Here is a 6,749-nt window from a genome sequence, read left to right as displayed (position 1 = left end):
CGGATCTTCCGCAAAGCCCGGTGCAGCCCGAACCGACTGTCGTCAATCGCAGCCGCCATCCTCACCCTGGAGAGGCACCGCTGAAAAAGCTCAGTCGGCGAGGAGAGTACGAAGCGGAGCGGCGATGGGTCACCGTCGGGCTGTGAAGGTAGCTGGCCTGGTTGACCATGCACCAAACGACGGCCTCGCCGACTCGGGGGTCCCCCGTTGCCTGGCGCTGCTCAAGACCGGGTATTCCCTCGCACAATGCTTTCCAATCTGCGAGCGAAAGACACCAGTCGGCTGTGGAACGGCGGCGGTGGGCGTAGTTGACTCGGCGGTCCTGTTCATGCAGTTGATGTGCAACCAGGTCGACCGCGTCCTCAAATACAGGCCAGAGGCCAGGAGTTGTCAGCTGCTTACCCAGCACATTCATCGTCCGGCGAGCGCTATTCTGAGGGATCCCCAGAGCCTCCGCGCACGCTGGCCATGTCTGATCACAGACCAACTCGGCGAGCCTCAATGAGGCAGCCCAACGCAGATGGCGCTCCAAGAGCGTGGTCATCTTCGGCAGGCGATGCACGAGAGGCTGGAAGTACGCGTCGAACCATTCCCTTGGGAGGAGAGGAGGGATTTCGGCAGTGCTGAAACGGTAGAAATTCGGGGCGACACGCAATATGGAGCGCTTCTGGAATCCGTAGACGCGCTGTGCGGTGGCGCGCAGCAAGATAGCCGAGACGTTGCTGTCCTTGAAGAGCTTGTCGCCGATGGAGGCCGACCGGCGGTACGCCTCGCGAGCGAGGGGCTCGATACGCTCACGCAGAGGGACAAGAGCCCGATCGCCGAGCGCAGTCGCGGCTGCGAGCAGAAGGGCCGAGGTTTCGGCCGTTCTGCGGGGTGCGCTACGCCGGATCTGAAGTCCGCGTTGAGACGGATTGTGCAGATAGGGTGTGGCGTACTCGTCCACGAGGTCCGCCAGTGCTGTGGAGGGGAGGAACGAGGCGCCCTTCGGCCAGCTCAGCGTGATCAGGCGCGCGGTCGTGATCAGGTCGGGAAAGTAGGTGTGCGGTGTCCTTCTGTCGGCAGTACGCACCAGTTGACCTGGATCCAGCCGCAGGTTCAGGTTGTGCTGGAGGTCAAGGATGCGCTGCATGTCCAGTGGCGACAGCGCGGCGGCAACGTCTCGCGGGGCGTCCAGCCGTGCGCCGCACGGCACGGCGCGGGCCCGCGGTTTGGGCAGTGGTCTGGGAGCCCGGTTGCGGCACTGGCTCGGGTGTAGTCCGGAGACGTGGGGAATCTGGACAAGGCTGTATCGCCGGATAACGCGTCCGCTGAGCGGCTGAGTGCATCGGGGACAGGTGTTTTCGAGGAGGCACAAGTGCTGCGTGCAGGCGAACGTGACGGGCAGATGCCAGCGCAGTTGCCAGGCACCGCCGAAGGCCTGCTGCACGGGACTGCCGTCCCCTCGCAGGCAGTGGGGGCAGTAACGGCTGTCGGGATTCGTGGCCCAGTTGATGTGGGACTTGGATCCGACGTCTGCCTTGCCGGCACGAAGCTTGGCAAGCGGTGTGTAGGTTGTGGCGAGATCCTGCAAGGTCAGGGCCTGAACCTCGGACATGGTCAGGTGCGCGGCCCGGGCCAGTTGTTCGGCGGTTTCCGGGTTCAGTCCGCGAAGTTGGTCCTGGGGGATGCTGTCGCTTCGGCAGGTCAGGCCACACAGGGTTGCCACGCGGTGAGGGGTGCATCCCATTCGATAGGACAGGCGCAGGACGAAACCGGCCAAAGATTCACCGGGCAGCGGATCGAGGCTGCGTGCAAGCGGACGAAGAGTCGGTTGGATCATCCGGCGGACTCCGCTGCCGGTCCCGAGTCGTCGAACACGGTGTTCCTGCCCTTCGGCTTCTTCCGGGGCCGAGACTCGACCGGCGGGATCAGTGGCTGTTCACCGGAATCGGCGTCCAGGTCGGGCAAATCGGTCGGGAGGACGGCACAGCGGTTGAGTAGCTCTTTGCTCAGCCGCTCGCTGCCGTCCTCGATCGCGACTCGGCAGCCTCGCTGCACCAGCTTCTCCAGGAGCCCGACGACCCCATTCGTTCGCTGGAACAGATACTCAGGCATGGATCCGGATGTGAGCATGCCCTCGGTGTCGTGCAGGAGCCGCAAGCTCTTCTCGAGCGCCGCCAGGTGGTCGACCCAGGCCTTGATTTGCCCGGGAGTGTCGTAGTCGAACGGCTGCAAATTGACCATTTCGAAGCGCCGCTCATGCTGGGTCGCAGCGTCCGGATTTGGGCTGCGCCCGCGGTCTTTCACTGGAGGAATGACCCACTGCTTGGCAACCGGATCGAAGCTGCCGCGGCGCAATAGTCCGGAAGTGGGGATACCGACACCCACCAGAATGAGGGTGACGGACATGCTCATCACCTCCAAGAGAAGGTCCAAGACGTCCTGGTCGCTCTCGCGATGCAGTTTGAGTCGCGTGATGTCGTCGATCACGAGTGCCTTGGTGGCGTGCGCGGCGATGGCGGCGTTCACCGTCCGGATCAAGTCTTCCTGGCGCATGTTCTTGTAATCCTCGCCGTAGAAGTCGAGGATGCGCTGGCAGGTGGAGACGGGGGTTGCCTTGACCGGGCAGCGCACATACGCAACAGGAGCGAGGAGATCCCTGGTGCCGGCCATGGCCTCCGGATTCATGTACTCGTTCACCTCCAGCCATTCTTCCTCGAAGGCCGCGATCGCCGCGCAGACCGTTTCGGTCTTTCCCTGGGCGCCACCCCCGTTGACCATGACCCCGGTCCGGATTCCGGCCTTGTGGCTGTAGGCGCCGTCCTCGATCCGTGCTTTCACCAGCCACGCCACGGCATCGCCCATTGGGGTGGACTGCACTGGCAGGCTGCTGTGGGTGGCCAGACGGTGCAGGTCGTGAATTCGCCGTCGGCGGGGCGTCAACTGCAGATATTGCTCCGTGCTCAGTATGGGTGCCGGCACGAAAAGCTCGCGGGTACGGACCCACCGGTGCCAGCCCTCCACCCGGGTCCGGTCGATCGGCGGCCCAGGCAGGAACGAAGTGACGGCCCGGGCGGGCGGCTTGGTGGGCTCGCTCACGGCTGGCCTCCAGGCTCAGCGGCGGATTCGTCCTCATCGTCGAGCAGGTCCATCAGGCTGCGCCCCCGCAACCGCTGGCCAAGGGTGGACGTCGCAGCCGGTTCCTCGGAGACTGCCTCCCGTCGGCGTCGGCGCTCGCCGTCGATCGCAGCCCGGCCCTGCTCGGCCCGCTCACGCCATCGCAACGTGACGACATTGTCGACCTCACCGCCTTGGCGTGGCACAAACGGTGCCACCTCGTCGGCGCAGGCAGGGGCAGGGGAGGGCTTCGGTCGGTCGGCTGCCGCCGCTGTGGCCTGGGCCTCTTCGCGGGCGTGCTCGGTTCGCTGGGCCTTGGTCATACGGGTGGGCCATTGGTCCACGGGGACATTGCTCCCGATCAAGTCCAGCAACAGGGGCAGCAGATCTTTGTCGGACTTCGGCTTCAGCCCCTGATTGCGCAGCTCGCGCATTACCTGCCGTACACGGGCGTCACTGAACGCGGGCATTCGGCCCTCGTCCGGAAGGCCCACCCAACGCAACTGATGCCATTCATGAGTGAGCGGATCTTGGAAGAAAACGAAACATGGATCACGTGGATCCCGGTGGAACACGTACTTGTTCTTCGCCGCCCCGCCCCGGCCAGACGGACGGAAACGCCACTCGTTCAGTGCCTCCCCGTCGTACCAGAGATTTCTGATTTTTACGCCGCGTCGGCCGTGAATCATCACCCGATGAGTAGGAAGCAGTTGGTAGTACAACTCCGCCGGCGGGATCTGCAGTGCAAAGCCGCCCTGGGCCATGGACGCCGCGAACAGGGTATTCGGACTGTGATCACCAGCAGGATCCCAACTGGGTGCGTAGGAACCGAACCTGCGGTTCTGCCAGATCCTGACGACCCAGGTGGCAATCAAGTGCTCCATCTCCGCCACGGTGATGCATGCGTCACTTTCCGGATCGATGCCGCGATCTGAGCTGTCGACGCCCTGGTAGCCCGGAAGAATCCGGAACAGCAGGGACTGGATCGCGCCGAAGGCTCGCTCCACCGCCTGCTTGTCGGTCGGCCGCAGCACCCGACTCGGCCGGATCGTCGCGCCGATCACCCGCTGAACCTCGATCAGGTGGTGATTCTTGTACACCGAGCCGTGGTCGGTGGTCACGGTCTCCGGGGCGAAGAACGGTAGCCCAGCGACCTTGCCATCAGTGAATTCCGCGATCACGCTGCCGGGGACCCCGGGATAGGCCCACTCCATCTCCTCGCCCCAGTCCGGGCGCATGGGCAGCGGCATCATGACGTCCCGCAAGATCATGGCGACGTCTACTGAGGTGTCCGAGACCAACGTGAGTCGGAAAGCCACGATCGAATGCGTGTATACGTCCAGAGCCAGCGTCAGATGCACTGACACCGGGTCGCCAAAGACCTGCTCACGGACTTTGACCGGGAGTACCGTCGTGTCGAGCGCCACTACTTGCCCGGGCCGACTGACCACCACGTGCCTACCTGTCGCCACCGCTTGAGCCCGTGCAGCTGAAACGGCATAGCGCTGACGGGCTCCGGTTGATCCGAACCACTCCTTCCACACGACCCGGAGGGTTTCGTAACTGGGTACCGGCTCGTCCTTCCCGAACTCCTCGCGTACGTACTGATGGATCAGCCGTTCACGGTCTTTTGCTGTCAGCTTGGAGCGGTGCAGGGTCTCGTGGCGTACCGCAAAGATCGCCTCACGTACCGCGGCTGAGATCTGACGGCCGGTCGCCTCCCGCAGCCACCGGTCGTCCGCACATCCCACCGGCCCGAAGCGGCGGCGGTCCAGATCCCAGCGGATCAGAGTGCGGTAGCTGACCTTGTCCAAGCAGTGGGCGGCGGCCAGATCCGGGTTGCGTATCGTGTCCTGCCGCAGCTCCCGCACCTTGGCATGACGGCGCTCGGTCAACGTGGTGGAGTTCGGATCGTATTGCGGCTTCGGCTCTCCGGGGAGCGCGTTCAGCGGATCACCGCTGCGAAACCCGGTCTCCACCTCCCGCAAATGGTCCACCCGCAACATCACGAGTGGCCGCTTGCTCGGCGGCAGATCGAGAACGCCCTTTGGCTGCCGCCCGCGGCTGGCGGCCGGAAGGTTCCTTCCTCGTTCGTGTCGACGGCCTGATGTTCGGATGGTGCATCAACTGCCGCACCGACGTCTTCCAAGCCTCATGCTCGGGCCGGACCAGCACCACCTTTCCGACTTGGGGTTGAAATGCCTCCACTGTCCACGGCACGCCGTTCACGACGAACTCGTTTCCCGGCGAGAGGTCCCAGGCAACTGCAGCGGTCACTGTCACCAACTCCCACTCGCCGGGCGGCGAGAGAGGGACAGGCGGATCGTGCTCGCGTCGGTCAGAGGGCCAGAAATCTGCAGGCCCAATTGGCGATGCCACAACAGATGGATCGCATGAGCCCGGGCAACGGCTTCCAGGCTGCAGCGCCTTACCAGGGTCCCGAACGGCTGTGGACCGTCTTCTGCCGCCAGAAGCAGCTGCTCCTGTAGCCGCAGTGGGTCGGTCAAGTGCCTTCGTCCGGCGGACAGCGTATCGATCAGGCCTACTACATGGTCGTGCCAACCAGCAACCACCGCGTAGTTCCACCCAGCAACCAGGGCGACCTCGGCCGCAGCGGCGAACTTGACCTCGTCCTCAGGTTCTATCCGTGCTGAAGGCCGCACATCGATGAGCCACGGCGTGTCGTCGGTCAGCAGAAGATAGTCCGGGATGTGCTCGACGCTGCCGTTGACGCTCTGGAAGCGCAGACGGAACGGTTGAGTCAGCGCCTCCACAAGAGATCCTGAGAAGTCAGCTGCCAGAAGGAGGAGTTCCTCCTCGAAACTCTCGAAACCGTGGTGACGGTCGGTACTGACCAGATATCCAAGGCCGGGGCGATGCCACTGATCGGTACGCCAAGTGAAGCGGCGCACAGGAACACTTGAGAGCACGTAGACCTCGCCCAGGTTCCTGACGGTGCAACCGACGAGCGTCCGTCCGAAACGCCACGCCGTAGTCCACCGGGCAGTCCAGTCCGACGGCATGGCCAGTTGACTGACGGCGTCAGCTGAGATGGCATGCATTCGGGCGAGATCGTGCAATGTCGATGTGTCCGACCAGGGGACAGTAGCGCTCGATGCGCCAACTGGCGAGTGATCGAGCAGCGGGGGCTGGGGAGCCACGTCTCCGCCTTACATGCCAAGAGTGCGATGGAAATTACGAAGATCATCTTAAGGGCCTCTGGATCTTCGTAACGCCGCCTCATCGCACCGGGATACCAGGGGTGCGCCTCCCACGGTCATCACGCAGCACCCTTGCTGGGCGGTCTCAGGGAGATGTCCCGAGGTGCTGAGCCCCCCACTGATCAAGTCCAGCAAAGGCTGACGGTCCAACCAGGGGGCGCGTAGGCCGGAGGTGAGTCGCCATATGGCAGTGATCTGAGCGGGGAAGAGCGGAGGCCTCCGCGACACGCTCACCCGAGCAGCGTCGTCGGCAGATAGAAGACCGCCGCCCCGTTTTCGAGGGAGTGATCCAGCGGCCCTCTGGGAAGGATGCCGACGTGACGTCGTGGTTGGGGATGGGCCATTGGAGGCAACCGGAGGAGGAAGGGGCGTCGTCGGTGCAGGCAGGGAGGCCTTCGAATCTGTACCGATGTGCCAAGAATCCTCGGC

The 6,749-nt window shown here is 64.1% G+C and carries 4 protein-coding genes; all 4 read right to left on the bottom strand.

Annotation, left to right across the window (positions count from 1 at the left end; genetic code table 11):
* Nucleotides 1-61: 61 nt before the first annotated feature.
* Nucleotides 62-1,822 (bottom strand): TniQ family protein, encoded by a 1,761-nt coding sequence (locus ACFY1U_RS43170; RefSeq protein WP_390699562.1) that lies wholly within the window; start codon nucleotides 1,820-1,822, stop codon nucleotides 62-64.
* Nucleotides 1,819-3,081, bottom strand: coding sequence for an AAA family ATPase (locus ACFY1U_RS43165; RefSeq protein ID WP_387861829.1), 1,263 nt, complete (start codon nucleotides 3,079-3,081; stop codon nucleotides 1,819-1,821). The genes ACFY1U_RS43170 and ACFY1U_RS43165 overlap by 4 nt, the downstream gene beginning before the upstream one ends.
* Nucleotides 3,078-5,108 carry a transposase gene (locus ACFY1U_RS43160; RefSeq protein ID WP_390699561.1) on the bottom strand — a complete coding sequence of 677 codons (2,031 nt, stop codon included), beginning with the start codon at nucleotides 5,106-5,108 and terminating at the stop codon, nucleotides 3,078-3,080. Before ACFY1U_RS43160 ends, ACFY1U_RS43165 begins: the two co-directional genes overlap by 4 nt.
* A 270-nt stretch (nucleotides 5,109-5,378) precedes the next feature.
* A complete protein-coding gene (locus tag ACFY1U_RS43155; RefSeq protein WP_390699560.1) occupies nucleotides 5,379-6,260 on the bottom strand; it encodes a TnsA-like heteromeric transposase endonuclease subunit in 882 nt (293 codons plus the stop codon).
* Between the last annotated feature and the right edge of the window lie 489 nt (nucleotides 6,261-6,749).

It is taken from the genome of Streptomyces sp. NPDC001351 (assembly GCF_042896045.1).
In the GTDB taxonomy this organism is placed as follows: domain Bacteria; phylum Actinomycetota; class Actinomycetes; order Streptomycetales; family Streptomycetaceae; genus Streptomyces.
The sequence above is the reverse complement of the archived record's forward strand: the minus strand, read 5'-3'. Positions and strand labels throughout refer to the sequence as shown.

Excerpts from the sequence above, each read along its gene's own strand:
- ACFY1U_RS43170 (WP_390699562.1), bottom strand. The coding sequence starts at position 1,822 with ATGATCCAACCGACTCTTCGTCCGCTTGCACGCAGCCTCGATCCGCTG.